The sequence below is a fragment of the Pseudoalteromonas sp. SG43-5 genome, assembly GCF_014164345.1.
Taxonomy (GTDB): Bacteria; Pseudomonadota; Gammaproteobacteria; order Enterobacterales; family Alteromonadaceae; genus Pseudoalteromonas; species Pseudoalteromonas distincta.
The window spans coordinates 59,264-78,231 of sequence record NZ_JACJFA010000016.1; the positions used below are offsets into that span (position 1 = coordinate 59,264).

Genomic DNA, 18,968 nt, shown 5'->3' on the forward strand with positions numbered 1-18,968 from the left:
ATCACTTAACAAAACTGATTAATAAAGTCATTTAATAAAAAGCATCGCCAGTCGGTGCTTTTTTTATGCACCACACTCACATCAAAACAAACATTGCTGTCACTGCTATCAGCTACAGTAACGCGATTACTGCAAGCACTCAGCTTTGTACTATGTAATTCGTCAAACACATTAGGGCTAAGTAACTTTGCAATAGGGCGGCTGGTGGCTTTAGCAAGTGACTCTTTTAATGTCCAAATTCTAAAAAATGTATCTGCTTGGGCTTGGGTATTAGTGGGCTTGGTGATAAGTGTAATTTCATCATTATGATAAAAATGCTTAGCGAGCTTTTCAAACGGGCGCTTTAGGCTTACTTTTTCAATATCAAAACCAAACTCACTTCTATCAAAATTTAGCGCGGCCCCAACCAAACCATGCGAGTGTGAAATACAGGTATTTATAACATCACCACTCACATGTATTTGCAGCTTTGAGCTTGCTTCGTCAAATTCGGTACTCATTTTATTAAGGGGTACATGCGTATGTTGCGGCTGCGTTACTTTAATAAGGTGTTTTAACAATAACCGCGTAGCTAAATACTCTTGCTTAGCTTGTGGGCTTTTACGGCGGTTTATAATAGTTAATTCAAACGGGCTTAAGCAATCGGGCAAATTAAAGTCTCTAAGCTCAAGTGTTTTAGCATTAAATAATAAAATACTGTTACTCGCTAAAGACAAATTTGCCAATTGAGTTGAAGTAATACTCAAGGCGTTTTTAAAATAGTGTTCAGTCATAAAAGCCCTAAAGCAAAAGAAGTCGCTGATATTGTGAGCGGTTAGTGCCACTAATAAAGGCTGGGTACAATTTTATTACTCAGCTGGCATGAAATATGGTTTAATTCACAATAATCAAAATAATAACAGATTTGTAGATGTATGGCACAAGTGCGTGATGGGTTTCAAAGCCGACTTGGTTTTGTTTTAGCCGCTGCTGGCGCAGCAGTGGGTTTGGGTAATATTTGGGGTTTTCCTACGCAAGCGGCCAACCATGGCGGCGGTGCTTTTTTACTGGTTTATTTTATTGTTATATTTTTACTTGCGCTTCCTGCGCTTTATACCGAACTTTATTTAGGTCACAAAGCACAAGCTAACCCGGTAAAAGCATTGGGCGATGCATGGCAAAACACTAGCCGTAAAGTAGGTGCAGCAGCCGGTTACATAGGCCTTGCAGGCGCAGTTGTTATGCTAAGTTTTTATTCAATAGTGGCAGGGTGGATGCTTTCGTACGCTATTGAACCCATAACAACCTTTTTAGGTTTCACAGGCGCAAGCGAATTTTTACATAGCGACTCAGTGCTGCGTAATTTTGTATTTACGCCACTTATGCTTATTTTAACTGCCAGTATTATTTTAAAAGGGGTTAAATCGGGAATCGAAACCTGGTCGCGCCGTTTAATGCCACTATTACTTGTGCTGCTTGTTGGTTTAATTGCCTACATTGCAACACTCGATGGCGCAAGCGAAGGCTTTGCTGCGTATTTAATCCCTGATTTTAGCCAAATACTCGACCCTAATTTAATTATTGCCGCAATGGGGCAGGCGTTCTTTTCGCTCTCGTTAGGTGTAGGCTGCATGATGATTTATGGCTCGTATTTACAGCCCGATGCTAATTTACCAAAGCTCACCGCAGGTGTTGCACTACTTGACACTGGCGTTGCTTTTTTAGCGGGTTTACTTATTATTCCTGCTATTTATGTGGCGCAGCACAACGGTGTAGAGGTATTTAGTGGCGGTAAACTGATTGGCGAAGGGCAACTTATTTTTGCTATTTTACCTGAGCTATTTAGCACCATGGGCGAAATTGGCTTATTAGTTGGTTTATTATTTTTTGTATTAATGTCTATCGCATCGGTTACGTCAACTATATCGACCACCGAAATTCCGGTAGCGTTTTTAGTCGAAAATCACAACGTTAGCCGCACCAAAGCAACGTGGGCAGTAAGCGCCGTTGTACTTGTGTGTGCAAGCGCCATTATACTAAATTTTGATTGGTTATTTGGTTTGGTAATTATGCTATTTACTCAATACCAATTACCGCTTATGGGTTTATTTTACTTTATTACAGTAGGGTGGATGTGGCAGCGTGGTAATAAATTACACCAAGCAACAACAGGCGTACATTACTGGTTTGCTCAGTATATTCGTTTTGTTTGCCCAATATTAATGACCTTGGTATTTGCAAACGTTGCGTTTGGCTAAGCTCTATTTAAAGTAAATTTTTAAACAAAAAAGCGAAGAGACTAACTTCGCTTTTTTGTGCCTATTATTTAGGTAAAGCTAAGGTATTTATAAAACCTCATTAGTTAGAGGCCTACCTTCATTTACTTCAAGCGCGTTAAGTAGGGTTGTGTTTGCTATTTCGGTGAGTGCCTCTTGGGTAAAAAAGCCCTGATGCCCCGTTACTAAAACATTTTTAAAGCTCACTAAGCGCGAGAATATATCGTCTTGGTTTATTTCGTCGCTGTGATTTTTAAAAAACAGCTCCGACTCTTGCTCGTAAACGTCGAGCCCTAAATACCCTAATTTTTTAGTTTTAAGTGCATTAATGCACGCTTTGCTGTTAAGCAGTGCCCCGCGAGAGGTGTTAATAAGCATAACACCGTTTTTCATTTTACTAAATGCCTCATCATCTATTAGATGATGAGTTTGTTCCGTTAATGGGCAATGCAAAGAAATCACATCGCTTTGGCTAAGCAAGGTGTCTATATCGGTAATTGTATAATTGCCAGGTTGCGCGTATGGGTCGCACACTAATACTTTAGCGCCAAAGCCATTTAAAATGTTACACAGCGCAAGGCCAATTTTACCGCAACCTACAATACCCACGGTTTTATTGTGCAAGTTAAAACCAAGCAATCCGTTTAAATCAAAATTGTCTTCGCGTACGCGGTTATACGCTTTATGGGTTTTACGGCTAAGCGTGAGCATAAGTGCAATACAATGCTCGGCTACTGCTTCTGGGCTGTAAGCCGGTACGCGTAATACTTTAATTTTATGTGCTTTTGCTGCAGGTAAATCAACATTATTAAATCCTGCACAACGCAGTAAAATAGTATTTATGTCTTGGCTTGCCAATTGTTCAATAACCGTGTCGTTTACGGTGTCGTTTACAAATACACATATGGCATCAAACCCGCTTGCTAAAATAGCCGTTTGTTCGCTCAGGGATTGCTCAAAATACGTTATTTTTATATCACGATGATCGCGTGTACTTTGTTCAAAAAAAGGCAGTTCGTACTTTTGAGTACTAAAAAAAGCAATGTTCATGGTAATAGCCTCGACACTTAATAAGTATCAATACAATAAACTACTTTATAAACCTGTGCTTTAGTAACACGCATTTTATTGATTTAAATTAAGCCTTAGCTGGCGTAAACAAAGGTATTTTTGATGCTACCTTTTTACCACCTCTTGCAGCGCTTAACTTTGCAGCTTGCAGTAAGTTGCTTTCTATTACTTGTTTAAGTGTTTCGGGCTTAGTACGCGGTGCATAGCGTGCAACAAGTTGCCCTTGTGAGTTAATTAAAAACTTAGTGAAATTCCACTTAATTGCACGATTTTGCGAAATACCCCGCGTATGCGACTTTAAATAATTAAACAACGGATGTGTTTCTGGCCCGTTTACCATTACCTTACCAAATACCTCAAACGAGATATTAAATTGATCTTGGTAAAAGTCTTTAATGGCTAAATTATCAAGCGGCTCATTTTGGCCAAACTGGTTACACGGAAACGCAAGCACAGTAAAACCATTGCTTTTGTATTGCTGGTAGAGCTTTTCGAGTGCGTTTAATTGCACCGAAAAATTACACTTACTCGCTGTATTAACAATAAGGACGGTTTTGCCCTGTAACTGGCTAAGAGGAAAATTTTCGCTGTTATAAAGTGGTGCATTAAATTGATAAATACTGTCCATAGGTTACCTACTTACCTTTCCCGTTAAGGAAATTTTATAAAGACTTTCATTCGCTTTTTTATCGACCGGTTGACATAATCGAGGTCTAGTTTCTAAGTTATCAGTTAAATAGGTCATTTTTATGTCAATGAAAGTCGCATTTATAGGTTTAGGCGTAATGGGTTACCCAATGGCGGGGCATTTAGCAAAAGCAGGGCACAGCGTATGCGTTTATAACCGCACTCAAGCTAAAGCTCAAACGTGGACTGCAGAACATTCAGGAAGCTTTGCATCAACCCCGCGCGAAGCTGCCAGCAATGCCGACATTGTATTTATGTGTGTTGGTAACGATGACGACTTACGCTCAGTAGTGTATGGCGAAGATGGCGTGTTAGCCGGCATGTTGCCGCACACTATTTTGGTTGATCACACCACAACCTCTGCCGAAGTAGCACGCGAAGTGGCTGCAAAAGCGGCTCTGCAAAATATCGACTTTATAGATGCGCCTGTATCGGGCGGACAAGCTGGCGCCGAAAACGGCGTATTAACGGTTATGGCGGGTGGTAGTGAAGCTGTATTTGCTAAAGTGCAGCCAGTTATGGCGGCGTTTAGTCGTTTTAGCCAATTACTAGGCGGCGTTGGCTCGGGACAACTTTGTAAAATGGTTAATCAAATTTGTATTGCTGGTGTAGTGCAAGGTTTAGCCGAAGGCTTACATTTTGCCAAGCAAGCTGGGCTTGATGGTGAAAAAGTTATAGAAACCATTTCTAAAGGTGCAGCCGGTTCATGGCAAATGGAAAACCGCTACAAAACAATGTGGGCGGGTGAATATGAGTTTGGTTTTGCCGTAGATTGGATGCGTAAAGATTTAGGCATTGCACTCGATGAAGCTAAAAACAACGGCGCTACTTTACCAATGACCGCAACGGTCGATCAATATTACGCCGACGTACAAGCACTTGGCGGCGGCAGATACGACACCTCAAGCTTACTAGCACGCATTGAAGCGCTACATAAAAAGTAACGCTGTAGACGCGAAGCTTGTTTGCGTGACGGGCAAAGCCCGTAAAGTAATTTATTCACAAAGAGGTTATGAGGCGCTGCGCTTTTAGAGGCAGTGATAGATAAAAAGATTGTTGTTGGTCTTTATATTTTCTCATTTACTCCTCATTCGCTTCTCTTTGTGAAATAGATTTTTATTTAAGTAATTAAAAGCTGCGCTTTTCACGTGAGCGATCTCTACGTTTACCCCAAAGTATAGTTTATTGTTGTTTCGTAGACGCGAAGCTTGCTTGCGTGACGGGCAAAGCCCGTAAAGTAATTTATTCACAAAGAGGTTTAGAGGCGCTGCGCTTTTAGAGGAAGTAATAGATCTAAAAAATTATTGTTTTTATGTCTTCTCATTTACTCCTCATTCGCTTCTTTTGTGAATAGAGTTTTATTTAAGTAATTAAAAGCTATGCTTTTCACGTGAGCGAGCTCTACGTATACCCCAAAGTATAGTTTATTGTTGTTTCGTAGACGCGAAGCTTGCTTGCGTGACGGGCAAAGCCCGTAAAGTAATTTATTTACAAAGAGGTTTAGAGGCGCTGCGCTTTTAGAGGAAGTAATCGATCTAAAAAATTATTGTTTTTATGTCTTCTCATTTACTCCTCATTCGCTTCTCTTTGTGAAATAGATTTTGCTTTGTTTGAAGTGGTACAGATATTTATAAACAAACTTAAAGCAAATTACATGCTTTGAGCGTAGTTATACAACGCCTTTAAAATTGTAAGGTTTTTTTCGCTGTCGTCATGTTCATGCGCTAGGTTTTCAAGGGTGATCATAAAATCTTGCGCATTAATCGATGGTTGATCTTCCCCGTGCATTAACTTGTTTTGGCAATACTGGCGCCATTGGTCAAGCTCTTGCTGGTTTAGCGTTTCAGGCCAGTTACGTGCGCGGTATCTAAATAACAACGTATTAAACTTTTTATCTTCAAAGTCTAAATTCAACCCAGCTAATTCATCTGGTTTTGCATCACGAATAATCGCAAATTTAGCTTTGTCAGCATGGCTTGTAAAACCATCGTAAAGTAAGTAGTCAACGTTAGTAGTTGCGCTGTAATCACCTTGCTCGTTAAACACTTCGGTTACTTTATCGCGAAGGTCGGTATTGGCTTTTAAAATAGCTAAGTTAGCTAAGCATTGCTCACGGTCAATCCCAAGGCGAGCGGCGTTTTCAGGCAATAACGTTTTAGCTGGGGCTAAAATAGGGCACTTGTTTAAATGCACTAGTTTTAAGCCAACAGGTAAATCGTCCTCGGCTAAATCTACACGTTTGGTGTATAAACGTTTGCGTAACTCTTCTACGTTTAAATCAATGAGTACTTGCGGGTTTTGAGTTAAATCAAAACAAATAACCGCGTTTTTATTTACTGGATGAAAGCTCATTGGTGCAACCCAGCTTGTACAGCCTTGCGTTGCAGGTATGCGCGACGTGGTATGCACCAGCGGCGTCATGTTAAATACATCAACCAATTCAGCAAGGGCTTTTTTATTACGCAGCCCAAAAAAGAAGTTATATAGCTTTGGCTGTTTTTCTTTTATTAGCTTAGCCAGTGCAATAGTGGCGGTTACATCGCTTAGTGCATCATGCGCTGCGGCGTGTTCAATGCCATTAGCTACCGTTAAATGTTCAAGCTTAAAGCTCGGGCTGCCGTCTTCTTTTAACGGCCATTCAATGCCCTCAGGGCGCAGCGCATAACATGCACGTACTAAATCAATAATATCCCAGCGGCTGTTATTATTTTTATATTCGCGCTCGTACGGGTCGTAAAAGTTACGGTAAAAGCTATAACGGCTTACTTCATCATCAAAGCGAATACTGTTATAACCAGCCACACAGGTGTTTGGCGCACTAAATTCAGCGTGAATTTTGGCTATAAACTCAGCCTCAACCAAACCTTTTTGCATCGCCACTTGTGGCGTAATACCCGTGATTAAACATGCCTCAGGGTTAGGCAAGTAATCCGCTTGCGGCTTACAATATTCAATAAGTGGCTCGCCAATAATATTTAAATCAAGATCGGTACGAATACCCGCAAACTGGCTCGGCTTATCCTTTTGAGGGCTCGCCCCCCAAGTCTCGTAGTCGTGCCAATAGATTGTTGCTTGATTTTGCTCTTGATATGCCATGCTGAAAACCCTGAGTAGTTAACTTAAAAGCGCCTAAATACACGCCAAGTTACTAAAATAATGAATTATTTAGATTATGGCATATGGGCGAGGGAGTTTATAGGTTTGGGTGATAAATGAGGTTACGTATATTCCTAGTCGAAAGTAATTTTTTTACAATTTTAATCTGAGGTAAGATATGAAGTAAGAATATTCAAAAAGATACTTAAGGAAGATTGCATCTTTTGAGGTTTAGAGCATGGTGAAAGTTGCGTGATCAAATATTTGTTTCAAGTAATGGTGAAGTTTAATTAAATTATGACTTATAAAACAACAATACAAATCCTTTTCTTACTTTTATTATCTAATAATGCATTAGCTAAATTGACTGTCGTCAAAGTAAATGGCTTTGACGTTGAATACGAGCTAGGTGGTAAAGGTAAACATACTATTTTACTCGAAGCGGGTGGTTCTGCTGGTTTAAGTGATTGGGACCCGATTTTTGAATCACTTACCAAGCACGCTAAAGTTATACGGTATTCTCGTATTGGTAATGGCGGCTCTGCACAAATAAAGAAAAACTATAGCTCAGAAGAATATGCAGCTGAGGCTGTGTTATTACTTAAAACACTGAAAATAGAAGAGCCTGTTGTGTATGTTGCGCACTCTTATGGTGCTTATATTGCGCGTGTATTTGCTGCAACATACCCTAATAAGATTAAAGCGTTGATGTTGATTGAGCCTGCATCAGAGCACGATGTAGATATTATGCGCGCGATTGATTTGCCACGCGCTGAAAAAGAAATTGCAGCAATAAAGCTTGATGACATGAAAAATGGCATGTCGAATCAGTATTTAGATTTTTGGGCAAAACGCCCGCTGCCTGATTATCCACAAATTGCTGATATACCCGTGACTGTTATCGCCTCAGTTAAAAAATATAAAAAGCCATCGGTATTATTTTTTACCGACAAAGCGCGTGAAATGTGGGGCGACTTACATTCAAAGTGGGCTAATGCCTTTCCTCAAGGTGAAATAGTTATAACAAATAAAAGTTATCACTACCCGCAAAAAGATGAGCCAGAAATGGTTGTAGCCCAAATAGTTAAGTTGCTTGAACGCACTAAATAAGGTGTGGGTTTGGTTGCTGATTGTATAAATACCAATTGCCGTAAATTAGTAATTTGGCATTAGACTAAAGTCTATAGGTTAGATTTATTCACTTATTAGGTTTGTTTTAATCGTTTGTCGGTTTTGTGTTAATTCTCTAAAGTTCAGTTGTCGGCAACAAGCACGGCTTAACCAACAGGACTACGACCATGAAACTTACTCTTATCAAAACTATCGCTCTTAGCTCACTACTTACATGTTCAGCTGCTGCAATGGCTGATCAAAGTGATTACAAATTAATGGTTATTGAAACTGCAACAGCGCCACAGCCACTTGAGCAATCATTTAATAGCTGCGCACTGAATGTTAAGTCAAAAAATTACGCTGAAGCTGAAGCAATTTGTACTAAAGCAATCGCACTTTTAAAAGACGCAGATGGCCCTAAATTTAAAGTACGCCAACTTACATCGTTTGCATTAAGCAACCGTGGTGTTGCACGTTTAAAAGCGAATAACGACACTGCTGGCCTTGCTGATTTATACGAAGCAAATGAAATGTCTAAAAGTGCAATGGTATCGCATAACTTAACTCGCGCTAAAGAAGACTTATCTTTGATAAGCGCTTTATAAAATACTTAAAAAAGTATGATATAAAATAGCGAGAGTAAAAAAGCCCATGTTAGGTTAATTCCTAACATGGGCTTTTTTGTTTTATTTAACGCGTGAGTTAATACTTTAAATACGTTAACAGAGTAGGGTGTGTATTTATAATTAATATTTTGGGTATGCTTGTTTAGGCTACACGAATATAATGCGAGATAACCGTATAAAAATAATAACCCTTCTGCTTTGCTTTTTTTGAGCAAGGCATCATTAAATAAATATTGAGATTTAAACCATGGCACCAGGAACCAGCCTAAGCGTACTTGAAATAAGTGCGATATTTTTATCAATTACCGCGTTACTCACCTATGTAAACCATCGCTTTATTGGCCTGCCAACAACCATTGGCGTTATGGTTATTTCGATGCTTTTATCTATCGGCGCTATATTTTTGGGCTTTTTAGGGTTTGATGATCTTATAGATTACGAAGTGAGCTTGCTCGATCAGTTAGATTTTACTGAAGTTTTGCTTGATGGCATGCTCTCAATGCTGCTTTTTGCTGGGGCGCTGCACGTAAATGTTAGCGACTTAAGGCGCTATAAATTGCCAATAGGTATTTTGGCCTGTGTTGGTACGTTGCTATCAACGGTTATTATTGCTGGTGCGCTTTATTTAGTACTTCCTTTGCTTGGTTTTGATTTAGCATTTATATGGTGTTTATTATTTGGCGCATTAATTTCGCCAACTGATCCTATTGCGGTAATGGGAATTTTACAATCTGCGGGGGCGCCTAAAAGTATTGAAACCGTGATTGCGGGTGAATCGTTGTTTAACGATGGTATTGGCGTGGTTATTTTTGTGCTTTTATTGGGTGTTTTATCAAGTGGTGATATTCCTACAACTTATTATGTAGCAAACACGCTGGCGGTAGAAGCCGGTGGCGGTATTGTTTTTGGTTTGGTATTAGGTGGTATTTTATATTACTTACTTAAAAGTATTGATAGTTACCAAGAAGAAGTACTCCTTACTTTAGCGGGCGTTATTGGTGGCTATGCACTTGCAAGCCATTGGCATTTGTCGGGCCCACTTGCAATGGTAATGATGGGGTTAATGGTGGGTAATCATGGTCGTAGTATGGCTATGAGCGACAAAACACGCCATTACGTTGATTTATTTTGGGAGCTGATTGACGAAATTTTAAATGCCATTTTATTTGTACTCATAGGGCTTGAGGTCGTCATGATTGCATTTTCGAGTAATTTGTTTATTGCTGGTGGCTTAACAATTTTAATAGCGTTAATGGCACGTTTAATTGTTGTGGGTATAACAACCACTACATTTAATAAGCAATTAGAGTTGCCATCTGGTGCGTGGAAAGTTTTAACCTGGGGTGGCTTGCGTGGTGGTATTTCGGTTGCACTGGTATTGCAACTACCTGATGGGAACGAGCGCGATATTTTGTTGGCTCTGACTTATGCGGTTGTGGTGTTTTCTATTTTAATTCAGGGTTTGAGCATTGGTAAAGTAGCCAAAACTATCCGTTAAATATAATTCTTTTAAAAAGCGTGTGAAATAGCTGTATTTCACACGCTTTTTATTTTTTTATAAAACAAAAGGGGAGTTAAAACGTAAAGCTGAGCTGCACACCGCTGTAAATATGTTCTTGTGCTTCCCAGTAGTCGCCATCTATTTGGCGTGCTCGGGTAAATACTTCTATTTTAAATGGCTTAAAGTGATAACCCGCACCTATACCTGCGTAGCCGTCTATGTCGTTGTTCGATTTTTCTATTTGGTAGGTGTTATCGCCTCTATCGTTTTTAAAGGCGAGTTCGAACAGATCTAAGCCAAGCTCGGCGTATATAAAAAAGTCATTAAAATAACCAAGCTTCATGCCATTGTCCCACGTTATAAATTCTTCTTGCTCGCCTTGTTTATTATCGATTACTGCCGCGCCAATTGCGCTTGTAAAAACAACACCAAAGTTACTGTAATTTTGCTTAACCATCATTTCTACACCTGCAGATGTAATGCTGCTATCGCCATTAAATTCTGATTTTATAAACATACCGGTGTTAGGCATGTCATTACCGAGCAAAAGCCTTGCGTTAGCATTTTGGCTAAATGATAAAAGCGTGCTTAATAAAACAAAAAGAGGAAGTATGTGTTTCAAAAAAGTTAACCCATTAATGATGAAAAGTTACCAGAGCTGTAATTATAAATACATAACTTAGTATTGCATGTAATTAAATGTATAAATTTGTTTGATAGTTACTCAGCTATGCCAAAGTAAGGTGTTTAAAATAAAACCAACTAAAAAAAAGCATAAATAATTATATACATTTTAAAACGTAAAGTAGCGATTTTAGGCACGATTGTTGGTTCGTAAGTTATTTAAATATATAGAAAAAGTTTAAACGTATTAGACTAAGGTCTATAGGTTAATTTTCTTCACTTATTAGGTTTGTTTTAATCGTTTGTCGGGGTTGTGTTAATTCTCTAAAGTTCAGTTGTCGGCAACGAGTACGACTTAACTTACAGGAAATTAATCATGAAATTTACACTTATCAAAACTATCGCTCTTAGCTCACTATTAACATGTTCAGCTGCTGCAATGGCTGATCAAAGTGATTACAAATTAATGGTTATTGAAACTGCAACAGCGCCACAGCCACTTGAGCAATCATTTAATAGCTGCGCACTAAATGTTAAGTCAAAAAATTACGCTGAGGCTGAAGCAATTTGTACTAAAGCAATCGCACTTTTAAAAGACGCAGATGGCCCTAAATTTAAAGTACGCCAACTTACGTCATTCGCATTAAGCAACCGTGGTGTTGCACGCTTAAAAGCGCATAACGATACAGCTGCACTTGCTGATTTATACGAAGCATCAAAATTGTCTAACAGCTCAATGGTATCGCACAACTTAACTCGCGCTAAAGAAGAATTATCGTTATAAAAAACCTTTATAACGTGTTTTATAAAGTGCTTACTAAAGCATAATATAAAATAGCGAGAGTAAAAAAGCCGATGTTGGGTTAAACCCCAATATCGGCTTTTTCGTGCTTATTAACTTTGTATTGTGTTATACCAATCCGCAATAATACTTAATCATTTTGCGGGGCTAAACGTGTCGCTACCTGCGTTAAAAAATTCTCATTTAGAACAACCAAATAGCGAATTTTTTGCCTAGCTATCAACACGTTTTTTCATCCTCAAAATAGATCACTTAATTAAGCGAATTGGTATTATTAAAAAATAATAAAACTGTATTCTTTTATTTATGATTTAGTGATTTTTATAGTTTTAACTGATTGTAATTTATGAGTATTTTTATAGGCGTTAGACTAAAGTCTATAGTTTAGATTTATTCACTTATTAGGTTTGTTTTTATCGTTTGTGGTAATTGAGCTAACACTCTAAAGTTAAGTTGTCGGCAACAAGTACGACTTAATTAATTAGGAATATAATCATGAAATTTACACTTTTAAAAACCATCGCTCTTGGCTCATTATTAACTTGCTCAGCTGCTGCAATGGCTAATCAAGGTGATTATAAATTAATGGTTATTGAAGACTCTGTAACTGCAGCACCCGCATTTGAAAAATCATTTAATAGCTGTGCTTTAAATGTTGAAGCAAGAAACTACGAAGAAGCAGAAGCTATTTGTACACAAGCTATTGCATTGCTTAAGCAAAGCCATGGTCCGCGTTTAAAAGTACGTGAACTTACATCGTTTGCATTAAGTAACCGTGGTGTAGCACGTATTAAGGCTCAAAAAGACACTGCTGGTATTTCTGATTTATATGAAGCAGTTCAAATTTCTAAAAACTCACTTGTAACACATAACTTAACTCGCGCTAAAAAAGAGTTATCTCTTTAGATTAACTTTATAGCTTGAATTAGCTATAAGGTTCGCGAGTAGCAAAACCCCACGTAAGATAACACTTAACGTGGGGTTTTTGTATTTGTATTAAAAACACATTTGCTTACAAAAAACTCTCTATCACCAACCCCCTTTAAGCTCGGTACATAAAGCTTATATTAGTGAATAAAAGTAAATAGTATTTTTATTTTATTAACAAATGTAAGAGCTAAATATAACATGCTGTGTCACTATATAGGTACAGGGCATGTTAACTTGTTGCCATCCCCCCATAAAAATTCAATAAATTTCTGTTGTTTAAATTTATACCAACCTGCATAAATCTTTGAGTAATTTAACAAATTAAATTGCACTATAACGTCGTTAAAATTTTATTTAGAACAACTAGATACAAAAATTTTCGCCTCGTTCTAGCATAATTTTCTTAACGTTAACTAGATCCCATATATAAGCAGATTGGCATTACTTATTTTGTATTAAAGTAACTTATAACAATATGATTTTTAATAATAATTAAAGTGCAAAAAAGGAAGTCTTTGTATGTTTTTTAAAAAAAGTCAGTTAGCTATTTCATTAGCGTTTACGCTAGGCCTTGTTGGATGTGGTGGCGGTGATAAAGCGGCCGTTGTAGAGCCAGTTGTAGCTAAGCCAGCTCCTATAAAAGTAGATCCCGTAGAAGTTAACACTATCTCTCTTACAGGAAAGGTTATTGATGGTTATGTATCTGGTGCAATAGTATGGCTGGATATTGATGGCGATGGTACTTTTGACGAGCAATCAGAACCTTCTGTAGTCTCTGAAGAATCGGGTAATTATAGTTTTAATTTTACAGAAGAGCAGGCGCTGTGTGTGCCGTATTCAACTATGTACGTTAATGTACCGGTTGGCGCAATTGACGAGGACTTAGGCGAGGTAACACAAGCGTATCAAATGTCATTTCCACCCTCAATTGAGGCTTTGACTGATGAAGATATTCGAAATATATCACCTTTAACAACCGTTATTTGGGAGCAGTTGAGCCTTCAATTCCAAAAAAGTGGTAACAATAATTTAAGTTGTGATGCACTTAAAGAAAATACTGAGCTACTTGCAAACCTTCAAAGCGAAATAACAAATGTTATGCAAAACTTGGTTGCGCATTATAATTTGTCGACAGAGCAAATTTACTCAGATTTTATCGCTACTAACGACAGCGACGCTTACGACAGAGCACAAGCAATTGTTAAGGGACTAAAAGCGGCCTATAAATTCAAGCAAGAGCTAGATGCTCAGTATCCTGATGCAGAAGAAGTAAGAGCAGTGATTTATCAAGACACAGCAAAAGATGCAGAGTATGGGTTTGAAAATGCATGGTACCGCGACAAAGTTATTTTTGCAGGCGCTGAACTTATTTATGAGCAAGTAAAGCTTCAAAATACAGACGAACTCGACAAAATTGACGTTATTTTGTCTCGATTGGATTCAATAGATACGCCTTGGGGCGAAGAATCGTTAAATGGAAAATTAACAGTTAGAGACGATGTTTACATTAACGCCGATCGTACTTACCGATGCTCTAGCATTGAGAACGTTAGTTTTGAGCAAAGCAATGTGCTTTATGGCGTTACTAATACTAGCCCATCGGTTAACTTCCCAACAGCAGATGAATGCGTTAGTGCTAATTTAGATACACCGTTCGAGCGAGGTTTTAGCATTAGCTATACTGAGTCAGGATCGTTTTACCAAACTGACTTTGCCTTTAGAGAAGAAAATGCCGACTTTCAAACATTATCTGATTGGGTAAATGTTAAAGACAAAGCTACTGACTTAGAAACTCAAGATTTAGTGACCGTACTCGCTGCTATGCCCTATAAGTTTGATGACGAAACATCTATTGATGCTAGCTTTTGGCGTAAATACAAAACCACAGACAACGTACGTATTATTAAAACAATTGAAGGGAAATGGTTTAGAGATACCCGCCGAGAAGATGGAACAATGCTGCATGAATGCAGTGAAAATGGTGTTGATTGGGTGCAATGCGAATAATGTAAAAGCACTTTAATTAATATTAGCTTAGTGCCAGTCAGTTAATAACTGACTGGCATTTTTTGTTTGAAAAAGCTTACTTTTATGTGCGGTTATAATTGTATACCTGATGAACTTTATTTTTAATCTGTTTTTTACTCGGGTTTACTGTAAAATTACTGGGTTAACATTTGTTAAGTGATGCTTACAATTGTTATTGCTCGTTAAGTATTTAAACTAATTTAAGTAGAGCTTATGATTTTTTATATTATAGGGTTAAGTTTACTTGTTATTATTTTATGCGTTGCACTTTATGTAATTTACAGCAACGTACATAAAAGTCGGGTAAGAAAATCCAAGGAATACAACGTACTGTTTGATAAAGACACGATAGTTGATGAACTAATCACTCAACTAACAGAAAAAAATCAAACACAAGAAAACCAAGATAAAACAGCTAAAGGTAAAGAAGAAATCCTTGCAACATTTGTTGAGTTACATCGCTCTGGTAGCTTTTGCGCACATTTGAGTGAACAGGAAATTATTTACTTTGTTAAAAAGAAATTAAACATGGAGAGTAATAAAAATGGATAGCGAAAAAGCAGTCCCAGCAGTAAAAAGTGACTCATTTATGAGTCGATTTGGTCGTCGTAATGTAATTATAGTGTCATCAATTGTTGTTGTATTGGTAGTGATAGCAACCCTTACATCGCAAGTTGTTTCGTGGAATGAAGCAGATGAGCGTTTAGTACATCAATCGGCTTTTACAGGTAACTTAACCGTAATAAATCAAGCCGGCCCTTACTTAAAAGCGTTTGGTAGTACATCTGCTTATAAAAAAGTAATTTCGATTAACTTTACGGGCGATGCCGGTGCAACAGCAAGCGCAATTGTACCGCTAATACCAATTCGATTTTTAGATACCACAACAGGTGGCGCACGAGGTGTCTCTCGTTTTAGATTGCCAGGCAATGTACCTGCAGCAGAGTCGGGTGCTCTACGTGGTTTACTTAAAATACACGAAGAGTTTGGTTCACAAGAAACATTAATATCTAATTTATTAATGCGTGCAACCACTGAAAATGTAAAAGCGTCGGCGCGTATGATGTCGGTAGAGCAACATTACTCTGGTGGTAATGGTCAATTAAGCCAAGATTTTGCAGATCAATTAACCAACGGTATTTTTGTTACTGAGCAAATTATTAGTACAGGTGAGCGCGATAAATCTGACGACTTAGGTAATTTAAGTAAACAGCAACGTGTCACTATTAATATTAAAATGGATGATGAGGGTAATACACTGCGTAACGCACCTATTTTAGGCGCTTACGGTATTACAGTAGTTGATGCCAGCATTATTGATATTGACTACGAAAGCAAAGTAAATGCTCGCCTTGAAGCCCAAAAGCAGGCTGCTGCTGATGAAGCGCTAGCGCGTCAAAACCTTAAAAAAGCAGAGCAACAAGCGCGTACTGAAGTGGCCTTAGGTGAGCAAGCAATTGCTAAGCAACGTGCTGAATCTGAAAAACTAAAAATAAAAGAGCAAATTGATGCTGAGCGAATTAAGGCAAATGCCATTATTTCTGCACAGCAACGAGTGGCTGTAAAAGCGGAGCTTGCAAAAGAACAAGAAGAGATTCTAAAGCAACAACGTTTAGAAGCATTAGGTATGGACGTTTTAGCTGAGGCTCGTTTAAGAGCTAAGTCTGCTGCACTTGATCCAAAGTATGTATTTGATGAAACGCTAAAAGCAGAAGTTAAAATTCAAACCGCTTTATTTACAAGCTTAGGTAATAGCCGTTTAGTGCCTGAAATTGTAATAGGCGCAGGCCAAGGCGAGCAAAGTAATGGCTCTGAATTTATGCGTTTATTAGCCGCCGATGCTGCATTAAGTCTTAAAAAGCGTTTAGAAAAAGAGAAAAAATAAACGATTAGTTAAGTATTGCACAAACAATAAAAACGTTGGCTGATTCGCATTGGCCAGCGTTTTTTATTGCGTAAATTTTGTTATTGTATGGTGCGGCTTAGCTTGTGAAAACAAGCTTTTTAAATTATTAAATAAAAGAGTGAGCAGTACTTATGGACCCCAGTAATCAGTTTATTTTAGATTTAGGACAAGAGCATATTACCATTCAGCGGCGATATGAAGCGCTGGGAGCGTTTAACGATTTTTTGATTGCTGTGTGGTTTTTAATTGGCAGTTTTTTCTTTTTAAATGACTCACTAATAGAAAGTGGCACATGGTTGTTTATAGCGGGCAGTGCTCAATTACTTATAAAACCTGTTTTGAAATTGATCAGCTTAGTACATGTTAGTCGGGTATTTCATTCAAATAAAACTTCATAAATAAAACCATAAATACGACTCATGATGAGTTCAGTTATTATGGCTAATAATTTACCAGTATAAGTTATTTAAATATCAAGGATAGAAAAGTGAAAGTACTTAAGTGGATTTCAATTGGAATAGCTACTTTACTAATTATAGGCTTACTAATTCCCGAAAAAATAATGATTCCGGTACAAGGTGCCACAAGTAAAGATTGGAACCATAACACGTTTTGGTACGAGCCTTGGGGTAGGTCGGGTGTGCACAAAGGAATTGATATTTTTGGCATAAAGAACACTCCTGTAGTTGCCTCAACAAATGGTGTTGTTATATTTGTAGGTGAGTTAAGCCGAGGTGGTAAAGTGGTTGCGGTGCTTGGGCCTAAATGGCGCGTGCATTATTTTGCACATTTAAATGACTACTCGGTAAGTACAGGTGATGTAGTAAGCATAAACAGTCAAATTGGCTTACTGGGCGATACCGGAAATGCCGCAGGAAAACAGCCTCATGTGCATTATTCTATTTTATCGTTAGTGCCTATGCCGTGGCTTTTTACAACGCAAAACCAAGGGTGGAAAAAGATGTTTTTTTTGAGCCCACATAAAAGACTCACTGCTAAATAATAGTTTTAGCTGTTAAAACAAGGTGTTTAACAGCTAAAATCCGTTAATAAGCAAGCGTGTATTTAAGTTAAAAATTAGCCTGCAACTGGGGTTTTACCCGCGCGAATATTTTTAATGCTTTTAATAAACATATAAATACAGGTCGTGATTAAACAGCCTGCTAAATAAAACACAATACCATTGGGTGCATCAGATAAATTTGCAGCAAGCATAGGGCCAAATACCGAACCAATACTGTAACTCAAAAGCATTACCTCAGTTGCCGATACTATTTTTGCCATTGGCAATGAGTCGCACGCAAGTGTTATAGCAATAGGGTAAAGTGCAAAGCTGCATGCGCCTAGTATTAAGTAGCTTACTATTAATCCTGCTAAAGTGTTTGCTTGTAGTATACCCACAGCACCGGCTGCGCCTACTAAACAAAACATACCCATCAATAAGCTTTTTTCAAGCCGAGTAGATAAGTAACTCACAAGCGGCTGCACGACCATGCCGCCTAAAATAATAACCGCCATAAGTGTCCCTGTGTACTGAGCTTGATCAGCTTGTGCTGAAATATAAACCGGCATTAAGCCGTAAATAGGGCCCAGTAATAAGCCCGATGCTAAGCATCCGAGCATAGCTGGGTGGCTTAATGTTTTTATTTCTTTTAGTGGTAGTTTTTCAAGGTGCTGTTTTTCGGGCTGACCTTTAGTTATTAATAAAGGCGCCAAAATAGCTAAAAATAATAACGAGGCTACAAATAAATAAGGCGTTGAACCTTCGGTGCCAAGCGGCCCTATAGCAAGTTGACCAACCGCGCTGCCCCCATAAAGTGAGGTCATGTATAAACCCAAACGTTTAGCACGCGACTTTGCTGTGTTGGTCATTAACAACCAAGACTCAACAACGACAAACACACCGGCAACAGCAACACCTGCTACAAATCGTGCAATTAACCAGTTAACGGTATTTGGTAGCGCAAGTTGTGCAAGCACACTTACTATTAACAAGCTTAAAAATAATATAAAGGCGAAGCGATGACCCATTTTTATCACAATGCGCTCTATTGTGGTGGCGCCAATAAGTAAGCCAAAGTAAAAAATGCTCGCAAGCCAAGGCGCTAGATTTTCATCAAGTTTAAATGCAGGTAACGACAGCGGAATAAGGCTCATTAAAAAGCCTGATGCAATAGCAAAAAATGACAGCCCGATAACGGGTGCTAAAGGGTTGTTAGAGGTGCTTGTGGCGGCTGATTCGGCCATGTGTGTTTATCGACTCATCAAGGTAAATAACCACTGTTTTAGAGTTTGAGAGGTTACTTTAATAATAAAATTTGCGCGAATT

Annotated in this window: 18 protein-coding genes; 12 read left to right on the forward strand and 6 right to left on the reverse strand. The window is 38.3% G+C overall.

What is annotated here, in order from left to right; all coding sequences use genetic code 11:
• Positions 1-5: 5 nt before the first annotated feature.
• Positions 6-773, reverse strand: coding sequence for a 4'-phosphopantetheinyl transferase superfamily protein (locus tag H5161_RS15430; RefSeq protein WP_182769614.1), 768 nt, complete (start codon positions 771-773; stop codon positions 6-8).
• A gap of 141 nt (positions 774-914) precedes the next feature.
• Here H5161_RS15430 and H5161_RS15435 point away from each other — a divergent pair, with 141 nt between their 5' ends.
• On the forward strand, positions 915-2,237 hold the full coding sequence (locus tag H5161_RS15435; RefSeq protein WP_007375800.1) for a sodium-dependent transporter: 1,323 nt from the start codon (positions 915-917) through the stop codon (positions 2,235-2,237).
• A gap of 87 nt (positions 2,238-2,324) precedes the next feature.
• Here H5161_RS15435 and H5161_RS15440 read toward each other — a convergent pair whose 3' ends face one another.
• Positions 2,325-3,305 carry a 2-hydroxyacid dehydrogenase gene (locus tag H5161_RS15440; RefSeq protein WP_182769615.1) on the reverse strand — a complete coding sequence of 327 codons (981 nt, stop codon included), beginning with the start codon at positions 3,303-3,305 and terminating at the stop codon, positions 2,325-2,327.
• Positions 3,306-3,393: 88 nt separating this feature from the next.
• A complete protein-coding gene (locus H5161_RS15445) occupies positions 3,394-3,954 on the reverse strand; it encodes a glutathione peroxidase (protein WP_024595202.1) in 561 nt (186 codons plus the stop codon).
• 121 nt (positions 3,955-4,075) lie between these two features.
• Between H5161_RS15445 and H5161_RS15450 the strand changes: the two genes are divergently transcribed.
• Positions 4,076-4,957, forward strand: a complete 882-nt coding sequence (locus H5161_RS15450; RefSeq protein WP_182769616.1) for an NAD(P)-dependent oxidoreductase — start codon at positions 4,076-4,078, stop codon at positions 4,955-4,957.
• Positions 4,958-5,663: 706 nt separating this feature from the next.
• Here H5161_RS15450 and sbcB read toward each other — a convergent pair.
• Positions 5,664-7,109 carry an exodeoxyribonuclease I gene (gene sbcB, locus H5161_RS15455; RefSeq protein ID WP_182769617.1) on the reverse strand — a complete coding sequence of 482 codons (1,446 nt, stop codon included), beginning with the start codon at positions 7,107-7,109 and terminating at the stop codon, positions 5,664-5,666.
• Between the two features lie 297 nt (positions 7,110-7,406).
• On the opposite strand from sbcB, the gene H5161_RS15460 reads away from it, so the two are divergent.
• The 3 genes from H5161_RS15460 (at position 7,407) to H5161_RS15470 (ending at position 10,346) form a co-directional block, all read left to right on the forward strand.
• Entirely contained in the window at positions 7,407-8,219 is an 813-nt protein-coding gene (locus tag H5161_RS15460) for an alpha/beta fold hydrolase (RefSeq protein WP_182769618.1), read from the forward strand.
• 188 nt (positions 8,220-8,407) lie between these two features.
• Positions 8,408-8,827 carry a hypothetical protein gene (locus H5161_RS15465; protein WP_170070705.1) on the forward strand — a complete coding sequence of 140 codons (420 nt, stop codon included), beginning with the start codon at positions 8,408-8,410 and terminating at the stop codon, positions 8,825-8,827.
• Positions 8,828-9,095: 268 nt separating this feature from the next.
• The gene (locus tag H5161_RS15470) at positions 9,096-10,346 is read left to right on the forward strand and encodes a sodium:proton antiporter (protein ID WP_182769619.1); all 1,251 of its coding nucleotides are present in this window, start codon (positions 9,096-9,098) and stop codon (positions 10,344-10,346) included.
• Between the two features lie 76 nt (positions 10,347-10,422).
• On the opposite strand, the gene H5161_RS15475 is transcribed toward H5161_RS15470, so the two are convergent.
• Entirely contained in the window at positions 10,423-10,971 is a 549-nt protein-coding gene (locus tag H5161_RS15475; RefSeq protein WP_039488156.1) for a hypothetical protein, read from the reverse strand.
• Positions 10,972-11,349: 378 nt separating this feature from the next.
• Between H5161_RS15475 and H5161_RS15480 the strand changes: the two genes are divergently transcribed.
• The 7 genes from H5161_RS15480 (at position 11,350) to H5161_RS15510 (ending at position 17,642) form a co-directional block, all read left to right on the forward strand.
• The gene (locus H5161_RS15480) at positions 11,350-11,757 is read left to right on the forward strand and encodes a hypothetical protein (RefSeq protein ID WP_002963253.1); all 408 of its coding nucleotides are present in this window, start codon (positions 11,350-11,352) and stop codon (positions 11,755-11,757) included.
• A gap of 513 nt (positions 11,758-12,270) precedes the next feature.
• Positions 12,271-12,681, forward strand: coding sequence for a hypothetical protein (locus H5161_RS15485; RefSeq protein WP_004336087.1), 411 nt, complete (start codon positions 12,271-12,273; stop codon positions 12,679-12,681).
• Between the two features lie 543 nt (positions 12,682-13,224).
• Positions 13,225-14,712 (forward strand): hypothetical protein, encoded by a 1,488-nt coding sequence (locus tag H5161_RS15490; protein ID WP_182769620.1) that lies wholly within the window; start codon positions 13,225-13,227, stop codon positions 14,710-14,712.
• 234 nt (positions 14,713-14,946) lie between these two features.
• Positions 14,947-15,285, forward strand: a complete 339-nt coding sequence (locus H5161_RS15495) for a hypothetical protein (RefSeq protein WP_024595217.1) — start codon at positions 14,947-14,949, stop codon at positions 15,283-15,285.
• Complete coding sequence (locus H5161_RS15500; protein ID WP_002961828.1) at positions 15,278-16,618, forward strand: SPFH domain-containing protein; 1,341 nt, start codon at positions 15,278-15,280, stop codon at positions 16,616-16,618. The genes H5161_RS15495 and H5161_RS15500 overlap by 8 nt, the downstream gene beginning before the upstream one ends.
• Positions 16,619-16,770: 152 nt before the next feature.
• Complete coding sequence (locus H5161_RS15505) at positions 16,771-17,037, forward strand: YrhK family protein (protein ID WP_002961829.1); 267 nt, start codon at positions 16,771-16,773, stop codon at positions 17,035-17,037.
• A gap of 89 nt (positions 17,038-17,126) precedes the next feature.
• Complete coding sequence (locus H5161_RS15510) at positions 17,127-17,642, forward strand: M23 family metallopeptidase (RefSeq protein WP_182769621.1); 516 nt, start codon at positions 17,127-17,129, stop codon at positions 17,640-17,642.
• Positions 17,643-17,716: 74 nt separating this feature from the next.
• On the opposite strand, the gene H5161_RS15515 is transcribed toward H5161_RS15510, so the two are convergent.
• Positions 17,717-18,886: an MFS transporter gene (locus tag H5161_RS15515; protein ID WP_182769622.1), complete on the reverse strand. Its 1,170-nt coding sequence runs from the start codon at positions 18,884-18,886 to the stop codon at positions 17,717-17,719.
• Positions 18,887-18,968: the final 82 nt, after the last annotated feature.